Genomic DNA, 16,902 nt, shown 5'->3' with positions numbered 1-16,902 from the left:
TAGCCCCGAGGGGAGTGCAGGCGACCAAGGTATCGGATCCGTCGTCGCTGGCCGAGCGTATTATCCCTTCGGGTGTTCACCAGAAAAGATAAGCCGCATAATGACGTACGTTTTAACACCAGGATGCGATCATGTCAGAGAAGATTTACTGTGTGGCCAGCTTCAAACCCAAGGCTGGCAAGGAGGAGGCGGTATTCAAGGCGCTCCAGTCGCTTGAGCCCAATACTCACCGCGAAGATGCCTGCATTCACTACACGGTCACGCGTCAGATCGACAACCCTTTTGCCCAGGGCACCAGCTATCCGATCGTCTTTCATGAAATCTGGGCGAGCCGTGAAGAATTTGAAGCCCACTGTCAGCGTAAGGAAATTCAGGACTTCTTTGCGCAGCACGTCGAGTCATCCGACGGGGATATCGAAGACGCCAACGTGTGCGTCTACACCGATGAGCCCTGGAATTTTGATGCCCCCAAGGTATGAACCAGGCGTATAGAGCGGGTCAACGAGCCCCTTCGCCTGCCTGCAGCGTTTGAAAGCTCTTTGACAGGCGGGGCTGTTGTTCCTATACATTCTCTATACCCCTCGCGCCTCAGGCTCCCATGCTGCTGCTCATCACGATTGCCACGCTTTCGATTGCGCTCTCTTTTCTATGTTCCATCCTTGAAGCAGCTTTGCTTTCCATTACGCCAAGTTTTGTTGCCAGGCTGAAAGAGGAAACGCCGCAGCTGCACGGGGCGCTCAGTCAGCTTAAAACCAGCATCGACCGGCCTCTGGCGGCGATTTTGACGCTCAACACGATTGCTCATACCGTGGGGGCCACGGCGGTGGGCGCCCAGGCGGCGGTCGTGTTCGGTGAGGCGTCCATCGCGATCGTGTCTGCCGTGATGACGCTTTTGATCCTGATCCTTTCGGAGATCATTCCCAAGACGATCGGCGCTACCTACTGGCGGGGGATCGCGCCTTTTCTACCGCGCCTGCTCAGGCCGATGATCCTGGGGCTGCTGCCTTTCATATGGCTGTCGGAGCAGATTACCCGACGTCTGGGGACCTCCGAGCACGATGTCGATCTTCGCGACGAGATCAAGGTCCTGGCGCGGGTGGGGCTTGAACAGAGGGTGCTCGACGAGGACGAGTCGCGCACGATCATCAATATGCTCAACCTGCATGAAATTGCCGCAAGCCAAGCCATGACGCCGCGTACGGTGTGTGTCACGGTGCTGCCCGGCATGACCGTGGCTGACTTTGACCAACAGTACGGCAAGGCGCCGTTTACACGGTTTCCGGTGATGGATGGCGGTGAGCAGGCGTTCGGTTATGTACACAAGTCGGACATGTATCACGCCGACGACGCCATGACCCTGCGTGAATTGATGCACCCGGTCGGCAGTGTGGATGTCGCGCGCAATGTCGAGCAGGTCTTCACCTCCATGCTCAAGGATCATTCTCACATGCGAATTGTGTACGACGCGCATGGCACCTTTGTGGGCCTTATCACGCTTGAAGATATCATCGAGACTATCCTGGGCCAGGACATCATCGATGAAACCGACAGCGTGGCCAATTTACGCCACTATGCCAAGCAACGATGGCTAACGCGTATCAAAGGCAGCGCTTCGCAAGCGATCTAGTGCGATCAATTTCTTGTCAGGTGAACATTGACGTCGTACGTGCCGCCTTGACCCCCAACGTTCTATAGAGAATTGTTCAAAGGTGGTTTAAGGTATTGAAAGTTTGATCACCTGAAAAAGGAGACACCATGTCACTACGTATCAACGCGGTCGTTCCCGATTTTGAAGCGCAAACCAGCCAGGGAACGATTCAGTTCCATGACTGGATTGGCGACAGCTGGGCCATTTTGTTCTCGCACCCGAAGGATTTTACCCCGGTGTGCACCACCGAGTTCGGCGCGGTGGCCAAGCTCAGCGAGGAGTGGAAAAAGCGTGACACCAAGGTGATCGGGGTTTCCGTCGACGGCGTCGATGACCACAAGCGCTGGGCGGGGGATATCGAAACTTATAGCGGCAGTTCCGTCGGTTTTCCGATCATCGCGGACGAGGGGCTCAAGGTCTCGAAGCTTTTCGACATGCTGCCTGAAGATGCCTACCTGCCGGATGGTCGCACGCCTAATGATAGTGCCACGGTCCGCTCGGTCTTTATCATCGGCCCGGACAAGAAGCTGAAGCTCTCCATGACCTATCCCATGACGGTAGGGCGTAACTTTGCTGAAATCCTGCGCGCACTCGACGCGCTTCAGACGACCGTTCAGCACGGTATCGCCACACCGGCGGACTGGACCGTGGGCCAGGATGTCATCATTCCGCCCAGCGTTTCCAACGAGGACGCCAAGGAAAAATTCGGCGATTTTGATGCGGTACTGCCTTACCTGCGCAAGACCAGACTCAAGTAAGCCACTCCATCGAAAAAGCCCACATCGGTGGGCTTTGGTGTCTTGCAGAAGGCGGCAGCTCGCCGCCTTTTCCTATCGAAGCAGGCTAGGCCGATTGCAGGGCTAGCTGCTCCACTGAATCGGACACGCCTCGAGCGCCGGTCAGGATTTCATTCACGATGGACTCGATTTCCCCCACGCTGACCTGACTGTTCCTGCCTTGTTCCACTACTTGCTGAACGGCCAGGTTGGTACGCTCGACCAGCTCGCTATTCTCCTTGAGTACCCGGGTGATTTCCTCGACCGCTTCGCTGGAGCCTTTGGCCAGCTGGCGCACTTCGTTGGCGACCACGGCAAACCCGCGCCCCTGCTCGCCGGCGCGAGCGGCTTCCACGGCGGCGTTGAGCGACAGCAAATTGGTCTGGTTGGCAATCTTGGCAATGGAGGCGGTGATACTGTTGATCGTCTGGGCCTGCTTGTTGAGTGCGGCCATCAACGCCTGGGCGTCCTCCAGGGTCTTGGACGCCTGCCGAGACTCCTCGATCACTCGGTGCAGATGCACCAGCCCGTTCTGGGCGATCTGTTCGGTCTGGCTCGACGTACTCTGGGCGGTGAGTACTGCGCGCTTGGCGGCTTCGTTTTCCTGGACCGCCAGAGTGATGTCCGTGGCGAACTTGACAATTTTGATGACGTTGCCGTGGTTGTCATAAACCGGGTTATAGGTAGCTTCAAGCCAGACGCTCTGACCCTGACGGTTGAGGCGCTCGAACTTGCCCTGCTTGAACTGGCCTCTGGCCAGCTCATCCCAGAACGTCGGAAGCCCGGGAATGAAATCGGCGGTGCAGAACATGCGGTGATGCTGACCGGCGATCTCGGCGCTTTTATAACCCATGGTGCGTTCGAAGTTGGCGTTGGCATTGAGCACGATCCCGTCCGGGGTGAACTCGATGACCGCCATGGAGCTATCCAGCGCCTTGAGCACTGCGCTGTGGCTTTCCGCCGACTGGTGCTGTTTGGAAATGTCGCTTGCGATCTTGACGACTCTAACCACCTTGCCACGGCGGTTTCTCACCGGTAGATAGATCGCTTCGAGCCAGAGATCCTCGCCGGTGGCGCTGATGCGCCGAAAGCTTCCTTGCTGGGGCTCACCCTTGGCAAGCGCTGACCAGAAGCGCTGATAGTCGAGGGAGTCGAGGGAGTCGACCTCCTCCGATGGGCAAAAAATGCTGTGGTGCTGCCCGACGATATCCTCGAGGGTATAGCCGATTTTCTTCAGAAAGATCGGGCTTGCAGCTTCGATGATGCCATCTGGCGAGAAATGGATACTTGCGGTGTGTTCCTGCAGCGCCAGGGGCAGGGCGTCGTGCTTGATGAAGGTGAGCATGGAGGCGTTCTCTGTGAGTATCGTAATTGTACAATACTTGTTTAGTCTTTTGTAAAAACCGTTTTTTGTAAAGATGTTGTGCTAATTTTTATCATCGGTATGGCTTTTCTGGTGCTTTGACTAAAATAGCTCGATTCTGAATTTAATCTATATTAACGGTTGATCTGATGAAATCTTTAACCATGCAGCCTGGTTTGTCTAATAGCCGTTTACTAAACATTATATAGCAGTTGACTAATCACGGGTGTCAACAGGTAGCTTACTTGCTATAATCGCCCCCACTTGCGAAGCCGGCTCGATGGTTTTCGCTTCGTTATCCACCAGACGATAGCTACTTTTCATGCCCCTGATCTCGCGTTGGAAGATGCTTCCGCCCTAGCGTTACGCCCCCTCCCTTTACGGTTTCAAACCGTTTCTAGTCGCCCCTGGACGACGCGTCTTTGCGTGTCTGCGGTCTGCGCGAAAAAAATCAGCAATTTTTTACTGGGATGTCGGTATGGCGCTCTTTAGCAAGCACGAATGGTTTTCAAACATCAAAGGCGATTCGCTTTCGGGAATAGTGGTGGCGCTTGCGCTGATTCCCGAGGCGATCGCCTTTTCGATCATCGCGGGTGTCGACCCGAAGGTCGGGCTCTACGCCTCGTTTTGTATCGCGGTGATCATCGCCTTTACCGGCGGGCGCCCGGGTATGATCTCGGCGGCCACCGGCGCCATGGCGCTTCTGATGGTGACGCTGGTGCGCGAGCACGGCCTCGAGTATCTGCTGGCGGCCACGCTGCTGACCGGTGTCCTGCAGATCGCGGCCGGCTATCTGAAGCTTGCCGAGCTGATGCGCTTCGTCTCACGCTCGGTGGTGACGGGCTTCGTCAACGCGCTGGCGATTCTGATTTTCATGGCGCAACTGCCGGAGCTGACCGATGTCACCTGGCACGTCTACGCCATGACCGCGGCGGGACTTGGCATCATTTACCTGTTTCCTTACCTGCCCGCTATCGGCAAGTCGCTGCCGTCGCCGCTGGTGTGCATCGTGGTGCTGACCATCGTGTACATGGTAAGCGGCATGGATATTCGCACGGTCGGCGATATGGGCGAGTTACCCGATACGCTGCCGGTCTTCTTGTGGCCCAGTGTACCGTTGACCCTTGAAACCCTGACCATCATTTTCCCCTACGCGATCATGCTGGCGGTCGTGGGCCTTCTGGAATCGATGATGACGGCGACCATCGTCGATGATCTGACCGATACCCCGAGCAACAAGAACCGTGAGTGCAAGGGGCAGGGCGCGGCCAACATCGGCGCGGGTCTGCTTGGTGGCATGGCCGGCTGCGCGATGATCGGTCAGTCGGTGATCAACATCAAATCCGGCGGGCGTACCCGGCTTTCCACGCTGATTGCCGGCGTAGTGCTGCTTTTGATGGTGGTATTTCTTTCCGATTGGGTCTCGCAGATTCCCATGGCGGCGCTGGTGGCGGTGATGATCATGGTGTCGATCGGTACCTTTAGCTGGGCGTCGATTCGCGATCTGAAAAAGCATCCCATGAGCACCAATATCGTGATGCTGGCCACGGTGGCCGTGACCGTGGGTACCCACAATCTGGCGCTTGGCGTATTCGTCGGCGTGCTGCTGGCGGCGCTGTTCTTCGCCAACAAGGTGGGCAACATCATGTACATCGGCTCGACCGAGGTCGAGGCAGGGCGTGCACGCGAGTATCAGGTGGTCGGCCAGGTGTTCTTTGCCTCTTCCGAACGCTTTTTAGCGGCGTTCGACTTCAAGGAGAGCCTGGATAAGGTGACGATCGATCTATCCCGTGCGCACTTCTGGGACGTGACCGCCGTGCAGGCCCTCGATCGCGTCGTGATCAAGTTTCGCCGCGAAGGGACCGAGGTGGAACTTGTGGGGTTGAGCGAAGCCAGCGCCACGGTGGTCGACCGTTACGCGGTGCACAACGACCCCCAGGCCGTCGAAAAGCTGATGGGCGGCCATTGACGCACGGCCACTGACGAACAAGGAGAACAGCATGACCGAATACGTTGTGACCGAATACGTCGTTGCCGCCATCGACGGCTCCCGATTTTCAGAGGGCGTCTGCGATTACGCCGCCTGGGCGAGCCGTGCGTTGAGCGCGCCGCTGAGTTTCGTCCACGTGGTCGATAATCACTCCACGGCCCCCGGCGAACGGGATCTTTCCGGCAACCTGCGTTTTGGTGCCCGCGAGCACCTGATGGAAGAGCTCTCTACCCTCGATGAGCAGCGCGCCAGGATAAACCGGGAACAGGGGCGGCTGATGCTGGAAGCGGCCCAGGCGCGCGCCGTTGAAAAGGGCGTGACCGACCCCGCCGTGCGTCAGTTGAACGGCACGCTGGTGGAGACGCTGGTCGGGCTCGAAAACGAGACGCGGCTGGTGGTGGTGGGCAAACGCGGCGAAACCGCGCATCAGGCCAGCCATCATTTGGGCGCCAATCTCGAGCGCGTCGTGCGCGAGATGCACCGTCCTGTCCTCATGGTTCCGGCCGGTTTCAAAAAGCCCCAAAAGGTGCTGATCGCCTTCGACGGCAGCAAGACGGCCCGCAAGGGAGTGGACATGCTGGCCCGCTCGCCACTGTTTACCGGCTGCGAGAGCCACGTGCTGATCACCGGGGCCGAGACGGCGGAAAATCGCTCTCAGCTCGACTGGGCGCTGACCACGCTGCGCGACGCGGGTCACGAAGCGCTGGGCGCCATTCGCGCAGGCGAGGTCGATGAGACGCTCGATACCTACGAGCGGGAGCACGGCATCGATCTGCTGGTCATGGGGGCCTACGGGCATTCGCGCATCCGCCACCTGCTGGTGGGCAGCACGACGACACGCATGCTGCGCCAAAGCGAGCTACCGGTTCTGGTTCTTCGCTAAACGCCTGTGTGCCAGCCGCTCGCCCAGCGCTACGCCACAAAGCCACATGACCAGGCTGAGCAAAACGTAGAGCAGGGCGAGCCCGGGCTCGCTTTGAAGCAGTGAAAGCACTTCCAGGCTGAACAGCGAAAAGGTCGTAAAACCTGCGCAGAAACCCGTCACCAGCAAGGGCTGCAGCCGCGCCCAGACGCTTTCGTCCCGGTGCGACGCCATGGTGGCAAGCCAGCCTATCAAAAGTGATCCTAAGGCGTTGACGATCAGCGTGCCCCAGGCAAAGGCGCTGCCCAGCGCGGCCAGCGCCCATAGCGAAACGCCGTAGCGGCAAACGCTGCCAAGCGCGGTACCCAGCCCCACCGCCAGGGACGCTTTTACGCCTGCCACACGCCACCTCCCGCCAGCAACCAGCCCACCCCCGCCATCAGTAGCCCCAGGGCAAGTGTGCCCATAAGGTTGGCCGCCGCCGCCAGACGGCGCTGGTTTTGCCAAAGCGAAAGCGTTTGCAGGCTAAGCGAGGAAACGGTGGTGTAGCCGCCGAGCAAACCGGCGACCACCATAAGGCCAAGCGGGGAGCTTGAAAGATGCGCCAGGCCGTAGTGGCCCAGCAGGCTGCCGGCGGCCAAGGCGCCACTGGTGTTGACCAGCAGCGTGCCCCAGGGAAACCCCGGCCCCCAACGCCTTGTAGCAAGGTTGACGACGGCGAAACGCCCCATGCCGCCAAGCCCGGCGCCCAGGGCCAGCAGTGTCACGTTGATCAATCCTTGCCCCATCGATTCCTCTCGTCAAAGGCGTCATCTGAGGGAGTATAACAGGCCCGCGGCGGCGGGCCCTGGACGATGGCTTCAAGCCGTGGCGTTGTCCGCTGGGGCGGGGGTGTTGGCACCGGATTCGAGCGAGGCGTTGATGCCCGCAAGCAGCGCTTTCAGCGAGGCGCTGACCGTGTCGCTATCCTCGGCGAAGGCGCAGATGCGCTGGCCGTCGACATTGAGCTGCACGAACGCAATAGCGTTGGCTTCGCTGTCGCCGCCCAGCGAGTGTTCGCTGTAGTCGACGATCGCCACGTGGCTGCCAGAGTGCTTATGCCAGGCATCGGTAAAAGCGGACATGGCGCCGTTGCCGGTACCCGCCAGTCGCAGCGTTTGCGAACCTTCCCACAGGGTGATTTCGATACCTTCGTTCTGGCCCCTGGAGAGGCGGTAATCCGCCAGGGCCAGCGGCGCCGGGTGACTGAAATGATCGAACATCACCTGGCGGACCATTTCGCTGGAAAGCTCGCTGTTGCGCACTTCGCTCTCTTTTTGAACGTAGGGGGCCAGCGCCAGCATCATCCAGCGCGGCAGGTTGATGCCGTAGTCGCGCTCCAGCAAGAACGCCATGCCGCCCTTGCCGGACTGGCTGTTCACGCGGATCACCGCCTGGTAGTCGCGGCCGATATCGTGGGGGTCGATGGGCAGGTACGCCACCTGCCAGGGCTCGTCCGCCTTCTGGTGCTTGAGCGACTTGCGGATCGCATCCTGATGGCTTCCGGAAAACGCGGTGTAGACCATCTCGCCGACCCAGGGGTGGCGGGGGTGCATGGTGATGCCCGTGCATTCGTGGACCACCTGGATGATCTCGTCCGGGTTGGAGAGATCGAGCATGGGGTCGATGCCTTGGCTGTAGAGGTTCATGGCCAGGGTCACGATATCCATGTTGCCGGTGCGCTCGCCGTTGCCCAGTAGTGTGCCTTCCACCCGGTCGGCGCCGGCCAGAAGCGCAAGCTCCGCCGAGGCCACCGCGCCGCCGCGGTCGTTATGCGTGTGCACCGAGATAATCACGCTGTCGCGCCGGCTGATGTGCTGGCAGAAATACTCGATCTGGTCGGCGTGGTGATGTGGGCCGGCCACTTCCACGGTGGTGGGCAGGTTCAGGATGCAGGGGGTGTCCGGGGTGGGCTGCCACACGTCCATCACCGCCTCGCAAATCGCCAGCGAGAAGTCGATCTCGGTGCTCGAGAAGCTCTCCGGCGAGTACTGAAAACGCCAGTCGACGCCCGGGTACTTGTCGGCGTAGGTCTTGACCCAGGTGGCGCCCTGCACGGCGATATCGGTAATGCCGCCGCGGTCCATCTCGAAGACCCGCTCGCGCTGAACGGTGGAGGTCGAGTTGTAGAGGTGGATGATCGCGCGCTTCACGCCAACGAGCGACTCGAACGTCTTCTCGATCAGGTGCTCGCGACACTGCACCAGCACGGCGATGGTCACATCCTCCGGGATCTGGTCCTCCTCGATCAGCCAGCGCACGAAATCAAAATCCGGCTGGCTCGCCGAAGGAAAGCCGACCATCACTTCCTTGATACCCACCTTGACGATCTGGTGCCAGAAGCGCTTTTTCTGCTCGACGCTCATCGGCTCGAGTAGCGCCTGGTTGCCATCGCGCAGGTCCTCGCTCACCCAGATGGGGGCGCGCTCGAGATCCTTGTCCGGCCAGGTGCGCTTGAAGGCGGGGACGCGGGGGGCAGGGCGGTATTTGCGATGATCGAAGGCGGACATAAAAGCTTCCTGACGGTTGTTCGATAATAGGAAACGCCAGTATGGCGTACGCCGTAACCAGCCTGGATCACAGGCCTGCCCGGCGTTATGACAATAACATCAGTATACGCCTTCCCCGGTAGAAGATTATTGCTAACATGGAGGTATCTGCAGGATAATTGGCAGCAACTATCGTGAATACACTTTTTGTTGGCAGGAGATAGCGAATGTTGCCCGTTCCTCTCGAGCTTGATCGCTATGATCGGCATATTCTCGATGTGCTGCAGCAAGAAGGGCGCATCAGTAACCAGCTGCTTGCCGAACGCATCGGCCTTTCGCCATCCCCTTGCCTGCGCCGGGTGCGCGCCCTGGAAGAGCACGGGCTGATCACCGGCTACCGGGCACAAGTGGATGCCCGTCAACTGGGGTACGATCTGATGGTGCTGCTGCACATCTCCATGGATCAACACACCCCGGAGCGCTTTGACAACTTCGAGCGCCACGTTCGCGAAATCCCCAATGTCATCGAATGCCTGATCATTACAGGACAGGCGGCAGATTTTCAGCTCAAGATCCTGATTCGTGACATGGACGACTACCAGCATCTGCTGCTGCACGTCATCAACCGCATCGAAGGGGTGACCGGCGCGCACACGAGTTTTGTGTTGCGTCAGGTGTTCGAACACCGCCCTGTTCCCACGCGTCGTTAAGATACGGCGATTTCCAGGCCCTTGCGGCCAGCATGTTCCAAGGAGAAAACGAATGTCCATCAAGCGCCACGATACCAAAGCGCGTATGAGCCGGGCGGTAATTCATCAGGGGGTGGCCTACCTGTGCGGCCAGGTGGCAGGCCCTGACGCCCGCCAGGGCGATATCACCGAGCAGACCAAGAGCATGCTCGAGCGCGTCGATGCGCTCTTGAAAGAGATTGGTTCCAGCCGCGAACAGCTCTTGAGCGCCACGGTGTACCTGAAAGACGGGGGCGATGTCAGCGCGATGAACGAGGTGTGGGACGCCTGGGTACCCGAAGGCCACGCGCCGGCGCGTACCTGCGTCTGCGCGCCGCTGCCCGCCGACGAGCTCAAGGTGGAAATTACCGTGACCGCCGCCGTCGGCGAGTAGCGCTTGGACGCTCACTGCATGGGAAAGCGAGTGTCGCGCAGGCTGTCCTTGATCTTCTTGAGATGGGGTAGAAAATCTTCGCCCCGGCGCAGGGTGACTCCCGTGGCCAGCGCATCGATCAGGGTCAGCTGAATCACCCGGGAGGTCATCGGCATGTAGTGGTCGGTGTCTTCCGGGGTGGCGACCTCAAGGGTGGCCGTACACTCGTTCGCCAGCGGCGAATTCGGCGCCGTGATACCCAGCACTACCGCCCCGGCCGCGCGGGCGAGGCCGGCGATGTCGACCAGCTCTTTGGTACGCCCGGTGTAGGAGATGATCACGACCACGTCGCCGGTGTGGCAGGCGGCGGCTACCATGCGCTGCATGAGCACGTCGATATACGCCATGACCGGCAGGTTGAAGCGAAAGAACTTGTGCTGAGCGTCCTGGGCGACGGCACCCGAGGCGCCCAGGCCGAAAAAGTGTATGTGCTTGGCCTGGGTGAGGTAGTCGACCATGCGTTCGATTGCCGCCATATCCACCTGTCGCTCGGCTTCGTTGAGGGCGGCAATCGTTGCGCCAAAGATCTTTTGCGTGTACTGGGCGGCGTTGTCGCCCGGCTCCACCGCCCGGGTCACATAGGGGGTACCCCCGGCGAGGCTCTGGGCCAGCTTGATCTTGAAATCCGGATACCCCTTGGCGCCGAAATTACGGCAGAACCGGTTCACGGTGGGCTCGCTGACCCCCGCCGCCTGGGCAAGGCTTGCGATACTCCGGCTCGTGGCTGCCGCCGGGTCGTCCATGATGACGTTGGCGACCTTGAACTCGGAACGGTTCAGGTCGTTGAGCCGTTCGCGTAAGCGGTCAAGCAGGTCGTGGGCCATCAAGACTCCAGGGCGATCGTCAAAGGCTGTTGGGTGGCCCGCCGGGTACACCAGTCGTAAAACTCGTCGGCGGGCAGCGGACGGGCGTAATAATACCCTTGCGCGGCCTCACAACCAATGGAGCGCAGATAATCCGCCTGAGCTTTTGTTTCAATCCCCTCCGCCACTACGTCGCATCCGACTGCGTGGGCAAGGCGGGTGATCGCCAGCGTCAGGTGGCGGTCGACCTCTTTATCCTCGAGATCCATCACGAAAGCGCGGTCGATTTTCAGTGTCGAGAAGGGCAGGGTCTTGATATACGCCAAAGAGGAGTGACCCGTGCCGAAGTCATCGATGGCCACGGCGATATTGAACTCGGCAAGCTTGGCCAACTGGGCGCGGGCATTGAGCATATCGCTTAAAAGTCCGGATTCGGTGACCTCCAGCGCAAAAAAGCGAGAAGGAATACGGTACCTGTCGAGGGTTTCCAGCAGGTTTTCCGCAAAGTCGCGCCGCCCGAGCTGGCGGGCGGCCACGTTGACCGCAATATGGAACTCGTCGTCCAGGAGGCCCTTTTCACGCCAGACAACGATATGGCGTATGGCCTCTTCGATGACCCACTCGCCAATGGAGAGAATATCGCCGCTGGCTTCGGCCAGCGGAATGAACTCCGCCGGCGAGATCCGCCCCAGGGTGGGGTGGTCCCAGCGCAGCAGCGCTTCAGCCCCAATCACCTGATTGGTGGACAACGAAAGCTTGGGCTGAAAAGCCAGGCTCATCTCGCCGCGCGAAGTGGCACCGCGTATCGACTGCTGCAGACGCAGCCGTTGACGCTGAAGCGTTTCAAGTTCCTCGTTGTAACTTTGAACGCGCACGGGGCTGCTTTGCTGCGGCAGGGCAAGGGCTGCCATATGCACCAGGCGCTCGGGGTCGAAGGTATCGACCGCGCTGCTGATACCGATACGAACGCCAAGAGGAAGCAGTAGATCGCCCAGGGTCTGGTCCTGGTCAAAACAGCCCAGTAGCTGCACGGCCTGGCTGGTCAGCTGTTCAAGACTCGCTTCCGGCAGGATGACCAGCAGTTCGCTACCCCCCCAGACGCCCAGTTTCGCGGACTCGTCCAGGCGTGCGCAAAGCTGCTGACTGACGTGAAGCAGCAGTTTGTCGGCGATGGCGTAGCCGTGAAAGCGCACCACGTCGTCGAGCTGGTCGATGGCGATGAACAAAAGCCCGGTAGGCAGGTTTTTGCCTGTCGCGATGCGCAGCGTCTGGGTCAGCGCCCGGCGGTTGGGAAGCTTGGTGATGGTATCCGTTCGTGACTGCTGCTCGAGCGCCTGGGTCTGTTCCGCGGCCAGACGTTCGAAGCACTCCGCCTGCTGGCTGCGCAGCTGGTAGCGGTGCTCGATATCCAGGGTGTTACGTATGCGCGTAAGCACATCGTCGTGCTTGAAAGGCTTGGTGATGTAGTCCCGCGCGCCCATGCGCTGGGCGCGCTGGCGGGTTTCATCGTCGATCTGGGCCGTCAGCACGATAATCGGAGGGGTATTATCGCCAAACTGCGTGGTCAAGGCGCTCATGACCGCATAACCATCCATGTGCGGCATACGGATATCCAGCAGAATCAGATCCGGACGCTGGGCCTGACAGTAGCTCATGACATCGCGGGGGTCACTCAAGCCATGAACGTTGTCGAAACCATGATCATCCAGTAGATCAAGTAACAGCTCGACGTTGGCAGCATTATCATCCACCACCAGGAGGTGTTTGCGGGCTAATGTCATAGATTGCTTCCAGGCGCAACGGGGAGAAACTCTCTGAGCATGTGCGAGAGTTTGTCGATATCGATCGGTTTGGTGAGGTAGTCGTCAAAACCCGCCGCCAAGCCTTTTTCGATATCCAGCGGCATGGCGTTGGCGGAAAGGGCCACCACCTTCGTGGCGTTGAGTCGAGGGTCCTGGCGCAGGGTTTTCAGCGCCTGATAGCCGTTCATTCCCGGCAGATGAATATCCATCAGTACGAGGTTCGGTACGGCGTGGCGGACGATATCCAGCGCGAGTTCGGCGCTGGCGACGGTCTGCAGCTCGATTTCCTCGAAGTCTTCAATGATGTCCTGCATCAACTGCTGGTTGGTGGGGTTGTCCTCGACGTAAAGCAATTGATAACGGCACGGGCCGGCATTCTGGCGGGTCGTGTCGGTGGGCTGTTCGCTCTCCTTTTCAACGCCCTGTTCGGTCAACGGCAGCGTGAACCAGAACGTCGAGCCTTTCCCCAGCGTGCTGTCCACGCCGATCCGGCCCTGCATGCGCACCACTAGCTCGCGGGTGATGGCCAGGCCAATGCCGGTGCCCTCGATGGTGCCGTGCTCGGCGTCCAGCCGGTTGAATGGCTCGAAGAGTTCGTGCTGGCGCGCCTCGTCGATACCCAGGCCGGTATCCACGACGCTTATCTGCAAGGCGCCCTCCCGAGGGGCTACGCGAATCTCGATCATCCCCTTGGCGCAGTTGTACTTGATGGCGTTGGACAGCAGGTTCAAGAGTACCTGCTTGGTACGGGTATAATCCGCCAGCACTCGCCAGTCCGCGTTGAGCGGCCCCCGCTTGAGCGTGATGCCCGCCGCTTCGATATTGGCCTCGAGCGTGGCGCAGGCGTCATCCAGCACCCGGGAAATATCGATCGGCTCGATGGCAAGGGAGAGATGGCCCGCCTCGATTCGCGCCAGATCCAGGATTTCGTTGATAAGGCTTAGAAGGTGCTGCCCGCTGGTCTCGATCTGATTGACCTGACGCTGCTGCTTGTCGTTGAGGGGGTCGCGCCGGCCCTTGCCCAGAAGCTGGGCGAAACCGATGATCGCGTTCAAGGGCGTGCGCAGCTCATGGCTCATGGACGAGAGAAACTCGCTTTTGGTCTGATTGGCCTTCTCTGCCTGGTCGCGGGCAACGGCCAGATCCCGGGTGACCTGTTCGCGCTCGGCCATCTGTCGATAAAGGTTGATCAACAGGGCGCAGGTATCGGTAAACGGCTGTAGCCAGTCAAGCAGCGCCTGGTTGAGCGGCTGCTTGCTGTTGGCGATGGCGTACATGCCGATCAGGTGCTCACCGCTGATGATCGGGACGCCCAGGTAGTTATCCAGGCGAGGGTGGCCATGAGGAAAGCCACCTCGGGCGGCGTGACCATATACATCGTTGGTGGTGACCACTTCGCCAGAGGCGAATACCCGACCCAGAAGGGAGTTCGGGTTGGTCAGTATCATGTCGCCGCTACGAAGCCGCTCCATCAGCTTGCGCGAAGAGTCGCTCCAGGAGAGATCGGTAATGGCGTGAATCTTGAGCGCGTTGGTGGTATCGGTGGGCAGCACCTCGCCAATCAGGGCGTAGTCGCTGTCGGTGAGCTCGCGAAGCGCTTCCAGCAAAAAGGTCCAGAGCTTCTCCCCGGACATGATCGCCTGGTAATCGGTAATGCCCTGGTGCAGCACCTTCAAGAGGCTCTGCTCTTTCATGATGCGTTTATTGGCTTCGTAAATGCTGGTCAGATCGGTCAGCACGCCCAGAAACTCGACCACCTTGCCCTGGTTGTCGTGAATGGCGTTGATGGCCAGGTGTACCGGCACCCGGTGGCCTTGCTTGTGCATCGCCTCGACCTCGCGGCCGCGGCCGATCACCTTGGGCTCACCTCCTGCCAGGTAGCGTGAAATGAACTGATCATGATCGACGGCGATGCTGGGAGGCGTCAGAACGGCAATGTTCTTGTTCAAGAGCTCATGAGCCTCGTAGCCTAGAAGACTCAGAGCAAAGGGATTGATGGCAATGATCTGGCCGTCCCGGTCGATGCGGATCTTGGCGGTGGCGCTCTTGCTGAAAAGCGCCTCGAACCGCCGGGCGGTGCGGGTCAGTTCGGCCTGAAGCTTGAACTGGCGTAAAAGATCGTCCACCTGGGCGGCAAGGTTGATCAGCAGGCGCTGTTCGCGTTCGCTAAATTGGCGTGGGGTCTGGTCGATCAGGCACAGCGTACCGACGATGTAATCGTCGGTCGGGCGCAACGGGTAGCCCGCGTAAAAGCGAATATGAGGAGCACCCAGGACCAGTGGATTGTCGGCAAAACGCGTGTCCTCGCGCGCATCCTCGATCACCAGCAGATCGTTCTGGTGAATGGCGTGGGCGCAGAACGAGTACTCCCGAGGCGTCTCGCTGACCTCCAGGCCGATATGCGACTTGAACCACTGGCGGTTTTCATCCACCAGCGAAATCAGCGCAATAGGCACATTGAAGATATCGCGGGCAAGCTCGGTGATACGCTCCAACGACGCGTCCGGTGGCGTGTCCAGCACCTCTAGACTCTGCAGAGCCGCTAGGCGCTGGAGTTCGTTGTCAGGTTTATCGGCGGCTTGCATAGATATCCTAAAAAGTGAGCCAATCCACTCTTTATCGGACGTTCTTCGCCAAGCTTTAATAATCCGCTGCCCTGGGCAGTATTTCAGGCGAGCGGGCTGGCCAAATCGCCTGGATGGGTTCTAGTGGGCATATGATTGAGTGATACTGGGAACACTAGGCGTTCATGATTCAATACGAGGTGTTCATGCAAGGTGCCAGGTCTACGCAAACACTCGCGATGCTCTTTTCCATGGACGACGTGTCGGCCGCCCAGTGGGACGCGCTGGTCAGTGACGAGCAACCCTTCTTGCGCCACGCGTTCTTGGCAGCGCTTGAAAAAAGCGGCTCGGTCAGTGAGGCGACCGGCTGGCAGCCTCGTCACCTGAGCGTATGGCAGGGTAATCGCCTGGTGGCGGCACTGCCCCTTTACCTGAAAGACCACTCCTACGGAGAGTACGTGTTCGACTGGGGGTGGGCGGAGGCGTTTGAGCGTGCCGGCGGCGATTACTATCCCAAGGCCTTGAGCGCGATTCCTTTCACACCCGTGCCGGGCCAGCGCATGCTCATCGCAAGCGATATCGACCAGGACGCCGCCTGCACGCTGCTGGCAAAGGGCTGGCAGCGCCAGTGCGACGAGTTGGGACTTTCAAGCTGGCATCTGCTGTTTGCCGATACCCGGGAGGTGGCGCTCTGGCAGGCCCAGTGTCCTGGTCTGGTCACTCGCCAGGGCGTACAGTTTCAATGGCGGGACCAGGGCTTTGGCAATTTCGACGGTTTTCTGGCAAGCATGACCGCCAAGCGGCGCAAGACGATCAAACGTGAGCGGCGCCTGGTCGCCGAGCAGGGTATTACGCTGCGCTGTCTGGAAGGTGAGGCCATCGATGAGGCGGCGATGGGGCACTTTTTTCGCTGCTACGCGATCACCTACCACGAGCGTGGCCGTCCGCCTTACCTGAACCAGGCCTTCTTCGACGCGCTGCGCCAGCATATGCCTGACGCTCTGGTGCTCGTTCAGGCACTGATCGATGGGCAGCCCGTGGCCGCCGCGCTCTATTTTCGTGGCGCCACCACGCTCTACGGGCGCTACTGGGGCAGCGAAGTGGTCGCAGATTGCCTGCACTTCGAGGCCTGCTACTATCAGGGCATCGAGTATTGCCTGGCCCGTGGACTCACCCTTTTCGATCCCGGCACTCAGGGCGAGCATAAACTGGTGCGCGGGTTCGCGCCGACACCTGTCCAGTCGCTTCACTATCTGGCTCACCCAGGGCTTGCCGCCGGGGTGGCCGAGTTCTGCGCCCAGGAGGCGCTGCATATAAAGGCGTACCGCGAAGCCGCGTTTGAAGCATTGCCGTTCAAGACGCAAGGTTAACCCGATACGCGGCTCGCTGCCTTGCCTGCTTAATG

The 16,902-nt window shown here is 59.9% G+C and carries 15 protein-coding genes; 8 read left to right on the top strand and 7 right to left on the bottom strand.

All coding sequences use genetic code 11. The annotated features are described in order from the left end of the window. Window positions 1-131 precede the first annotated feature (131 nt). From ACWF8S_RS13185 to ACWF8S_RS13175, 3 genes are all read left to right on the top strand, one after another. Window positions 132-479 carry a putative quinol monooxygenase gene (locus tag ACWF8S_RS13185; protein WP_447553801.1) on the top strand — a complete coding sequence of 116 codons (348 nt, stop codon included), beginning with the start codon at window positions 132-134 and terminating at the stop codon, window positions 477-479. A gap of 119 nt (window positions 480-598) precedes the next feature. Continuing rightward, window positions 599-1,627, top strand: coding sequence for a CNNM domain-containing protein (locus ACWF8S_RS13180; RefSeq protein ID WP_447553800.1), 1,029 nt, complete (start codon window positions 599-601; stop codon window positions 1,625-1,627). A gap of 128 nt (window positions 1,628-1,755) precedes the next feature. Next, window positions 1,756-2,406, top strand: a complete 651-nt coding sequence (locus ACWF8S_RS13175) for a peroxiredoxin (RefSeq protein WP_447553799.1) — start codon at window positions 1,756-1,758, stop codon at window positions 2,404-2,406. 85 nt (window positions 2,407-2,491) lie between these two features. Here ACWF8S_RS13175 and ACWF8S_RS13170 read toward each other — a convergent pair whose 3' ends face one another. After that, a complete protein-coding gene (locus tag ACWF8S_RS13170; RefSeq protein WP_447553798.1) occupies window positions 2,492-3,769 on the bottom strand; it encodes a methyl-accepting chemotaxis protein in 1,278 nt (425 codons plus the stop codon). 496 nt (window positions 3,770-4,265) lie between these two features. Here ACWF8S_RS13170 and ACWF8S_RS13165 point away from each other — a divergent pair, with 496 nt between their 5' ends. Beyond that, window positions 4,266-5,756, top strand: a complete 1,491-nt coding sequence (locus tag ACWF8S_RS13165) for a SulP family inorganic anion transporter (RefSeq protein ID WP_447553797.1) — start codon at window positions 4,266-4,268, stop codon at window positions 5,754-5,756. Between the two features lie 46 nt (window positions 5,757-5,802). Further along, window positions 5,803-6,660 carry a universal stress protein gene (locus tag ACWF8S_RS13160; protein ID WP_447556602.1) on the top strand — a complete coding sequence of 286 codons (858 nt, stop codon included), beginning with the start codon at window positions 5,803-5,805 and terminating at the stop codon, window positions 6,658-6,660. Here the strand turns inward: ACWF8S_RS13160 and ACWF8S_RS13155 are convergent. The 3 genes from ACWF8S_RS13155 to ACWF8S_RS13145 all read right to left on the bottom strand — a co-directional run bounded on the left by ACWF8S_RS13155 (window position 6,637) and on the right by ACWF8S_RS13145 (window position 9,188). Next, a complete protein-coding gene (locus ACWF8S_RS13155; RefSeq protein ID WP_447553796.1) occupies window positions 6,637-7,041 on the bottom strand; it encodes a fluoride efflux transporter FluC in 405 nt (134 codons plus the stop codon). The two genes, ACWF8S_RS13160 and ACWF8S_RS13155, sit on opposite strands and share 24 nt — an antisense overlap. After that, window positions 7,029-7,427, bottom strand: a complete 399-nt coding sequence (locus ACWF8S_RS13150; protein WP_447553795.1) for a fluoride efflux transporter FluC — start codon at window positions 7,425-7,427, stop codon at window positions 7,029-7,031. Before ACWF8S_RS13150 ends, ACWF8S_RS13155 begins: the two co-directional genes overlap by 13 nt. Before the next feature lie 72 nt (window positions 7,428-7,499). Next, the gene (locus tag ACWF8S_RS13145; RefSeq protein ID WP_447553794.1) at window positions 7,500-9,188 is read right to left on the bottom strand and encodes a 2-isopropylmalate synthase; all 1,689 of its coding nucleotides are present in this window, start codon (window positions 9,186-9,188) and stop codon (window positions 7,500-7,502) included. Between the two features lie 206 nt (window positions 9,189-9,394). Here ACWF8S_RS13145 and ACWF8S_RS13140 point away from each other — a divergent pair, with 206 nt between their 5' ends. Together ACWF8S_RS13140 and ACWF8S_RS13135 are read left to right on the top strand one after the other, a co-directional pair. After that, window positions 9,395-9,877 (top strand): Lrp/AsnC family transcriptional regulator, encoded by a 483-nt coding sequence (locus ACWF8S_RS13140; RefSeq protein WP_447553793.1) that lies wholly within the window; start codon window positions 9,395-9,397, stop codon window positions 9,875-9,877. Window positions 9,878-9,929: 52 nt separating this feature from the next. Then, window positions 9,930-10,289, top strand: coding sequence for a RidA family protein (locus ACWF8S_RS13135; protein WP_447553792.1), 360 nt, complete (start codon window positions 9,930-9,932; stop codon window positions 10,287-10,289). Between the two features lie 11 nt (window positions 10,290-10,300). Here the strand turns inward: ACWF8S_RS13135 and hexR are convergent, their stop codons facing one another. Genes hexR through ACWF8S_RS13120 form a run of 3 tightly spaced genes read right to left on the bottom strand, consistent with a single transcriptional unit; the run spans window position 10,301 to window position 15,518 of the window. Beyond that, window positions 10,301-11,152 (bottom strand): transcriptional regulator HexR, encoded by an 852-nt coding sequence (gene hexR, locus ACWF8S_RS13130; protein WP_447553791.1) that lies wholly within the window; start codon window positions 11,150-11,152, stop codon window positions 10,301-10,303. Next, entirely contained in the window at window positions 11,152-12,912 is a 1,761-nt protein-coding gene (locus ACWF8S_RS13125; RefSeq protein WP_447553790.1) for a GGDEF/EAL domain-containing response regulator, read from the bottom strand. The genes hexR and ACWF8S_RS13125 overlap by 1 nt, the downstream gene beginning before the upstream one ends. Then, window positions 12,909-15,518 carry a GAF domain-containing protein gene (locus tag ACWF8S_RS13120; protein ID WP_447553789.1) on the bottom strand — a complete coding sequence of 870 codons (2,610 nt, stop codon included), beginning with the start codon at window positions 15,516-15,518 and terminating at the stop codon, window positions 12,909-12,911. Before ACWF8S_RS13120 ends, ACWF8S_RS13125 begins: the two co-directional genes overlap by 4 nt. Window positions 15,519-15,703: 185 nt before the next feature. Here ACWF8S_RS13120 and ACWF8S_RS13115 point away from each other — a divergent pair, with 185 nt between their 5' ends. Then, on the top strand, window positions 15,704-16,867 hold the full coding sequence (locus ACWF8S_RS13115; RefSeq protein ID WP_447553788.1) for a GNAT family N-acetyltransferase: 1,164 nt from the start codon (window positions 15,704-15,706) through the stop codon (window positions 16,865-16,867). Window positions 16,868-16,902 lie beyond the last annotated feature (35 nt).

Source organism: Vreelandella xerophytica (assembly GCF_968048975.1).
This window is presented reverse-complemented; position numbering and strand designations above follow the sequence as displayed.